The following is a 2,201-nucleotide window of genomic DNA, read 5'->3' as shown; positions in this document are numbered from 1 at the left end:
GATTGCCATTGAGATTGCTTGCGGATTTTAGGTTTAATATCTTTCTCAGACTTAAAAAAGAGAAGACAGCCCGTTACATTGTTATACAACAGTATTCCATCGTCAGTTACTTGTTTAACAACGAAATGGGATAGTCTGTACTTGATATTCTGCTTAGGCTGTCTTACTAAATGATCACGAAACCAAATTTGCTCCTGACGTATTACTTCCATGAGTCAAGCTTAGTCATAATCAATCATGCAATCATCGTCACAATAAACATAGTGCTCATCACACATGCTACAATTGTGGTATACAACAGCGTCGTCGCCTTTTGAACAAGTGTTAGATGACGAACTTACATAGCACCAACTATAATCTATTTTTTCCATAATTGTTAAATTGTAGGATTTAAAACTGTAAGATGTATTATCATGACAAAATTAAACAATATTTATCTTTCTTACAAACTTGTGGATTAAAAGTTCCACCTCAAAGAGTCCATTTATTCTCTTGATAAGAGAAAGCTAATTTCCTCAAGAGAAATGGCTACACAACATAGAAAAATATCATGAAATCGTATGCACTTTTATGAAATCAGATACTCCCCGTGTGAATATACTTTGCGCACAAAAAGGTCACCTGAAGTTCATCAATAAAAGAAAAAGCACCTGTAATTTCTCGTAAATACTTGATTTTTTTAACAAATAACAACCTAAGTTTAAACCAAGGACCTCCAGATTATGAGTCTGTTTAAATTTTGCCCGGTATTATTCTGAGAGGAAAATGTTACTATTTTGACAAGTACAGGCAGGAACTATTTTCCGAGCCAATGAGGGATGTCCAATACAGGGGGAATAACAATGTACGATATTACCCATTGTATATCAAACCATTAACCATTCGTTCAATAAACAAATGAACCGATATTCTCAACCTGCAAGAATACGCTTTTAATGTTGTGTTAAACACGTATTCTTGTCGGCAGGAATACGCTTCTTTACCAACAAGATATTAATGTTTTGCAAAAAAAGGAATGATATGCAAGAAAACGGAATTAACAATGTTAAAATCAGACGTGCGATTTTCTCACTGTACGGTATGCGACAATCTATTTTTTTACGATTGCTTAATACAAAATAAATCCCATCACCCCGGCCAGACAGATCATCAGAATCGGATGAACTTTATATCTCCAAGTAAGAATAAAAGCAGCAATGAATATTAAAATGCTCTTATAATCTATAAAGTTTTCTCCGTTCATCAGCAGCAAAGCGGCAGCTCCGATCAAAGCTACGGACATAGGCAACAGGCCTGACATTGCCGCATTAACATATTTATTATTCTTGAATTTCACAAAGAAGTAAGAGATAAACAATACCATAAGAAATGAAGGCAGACAAACAGCAACCGTCGCAACAACAGCCCCCCAAACACTCCCAGTCACCGAATAGCCAATATAAGTGGCACTATTTATCCCGATAGGCCCGGGAGTCATCTGTGAAATAGCGACAATATCCGTAAATTGCTGTAACGTCAGCCAATGATGCCGATCTACAATCTCGAACTGAATCAACGAAAGCATGGCATATCCCCCGCCAAAACCAAACAATCCGATTTTCAAATAAACATAGATTAATTGCCAATAGATCATATATCTCCTCCTTTCAATTTATCTTTTAGCCATAATGTATAAACCAATCCGCCGACAATACCCGCCAATACGATATATACCGGGGATACACCTGCTTTCCATATCAACAAAGTTCCTATGATCGGGGCTATCAATTCCATATAACCCATGCGAATAGCCTTAATGGCCGAAAGACAGGGCACCAAGATCAAAGCAACAACAGCCGGCCGGATTCCATTAAATATCCTGATGACATAAGGGTTATCCTGGAACTGATTGAAGAACAAAGCTATTATCAGTATAATGGCAAACGAAGGCAAAATAGTGCCTAAAGCACAAACCAGACTACCCCAAAAGCCTTTCAGCCTGTAACCGACAAAAATAGAAATATTAACAGCAAAAACTCCGGGCAGAGACTGGGTAATAGCAAACATCTGCATAAAATCTTCCTTAGTCATCCACTGGCGTTTCACGATTTCACGCTCGATAAGCGGAATCATAGCATATCCTCCACCTATGGTAAACATTCCTATTTTTACGAAGTTGAGAAAAAGAGTCAGATACATATATTGCTGAATACATAAAAGAT

Annotated in this window: 3 protein-coding genes; all 3 read right to left on the bottom strand. The window is 37.1% G+C overall.

The window, feature by feature from the left end; all coding sequences use genetic code 11:
- Nucleotides 1–212, bottom strand: a 212-nt coding sequence (locus QVP90_RS00015; protein WP_288203518.1) for a hypothetical protein, incomplete at its 3' end; no start/stop codon positions are given.
- Nucleotides 213–1,108: 896 nt separating this feature from the next.
- On the bottom strand, nt 1,109–1,633 hold the full coding sequence (locus QVP90_RS00010) for a chromate transporter (RefSeq protein ID WP_007481239.1): 525 nt from the start codon (nt 1,631–1,633) through the stop codon (nt 1,109–1,111).
- Nucleotides 1,630–2,178 (bottom strand): chromate transporter, encoded by a 549-nt coding sequence (locus tag QVP90_RS00005; protein WP_081504159.1) that lies wholly within the window; start codon nt 2,176–2,178, stop codon nt 1,630–1,632. The genes QVP90_RS00010 and QVP90_RS00005 overlap by 4 nt, the downstream gene beginning before the upstream one ends.
- Nucleotides 2,179–2,201: the final 23 nt, after the last annotated feature.

The sequence above is a fragment of the Bacteroides sp. CAG:189 genome (assembly GCF_000432295.1).
Lineage (GTDB): Bacteria > Bacteroidota > Bacteroidia > Bacteroidales > Bacteroidaceae > Bacteroides > Bacteroides salyersiae.
Note: the sequence above shows the minus strand (reverse complement) of the source record. Positions and strands in the feature narration are given on the sequence as shown.

Bases quoted from the DNA above. Each gene is read 5' to 3' on its own strand.
- QVP90_RS00010 (WP_007481239.1), bottom strand. From the start codon at position 1,633: ATGATCTATTGGCAATTAATCTATGTTTATTTGAAAATCGGATTGTTT.
- QVP90_RS00005 (WP_081504159.1), bottom strand. From the start codon at position 2,178: ATGTATCTGACTCTTTTTCTCAACTTCGTAAAAATAGGAATGTTTACC.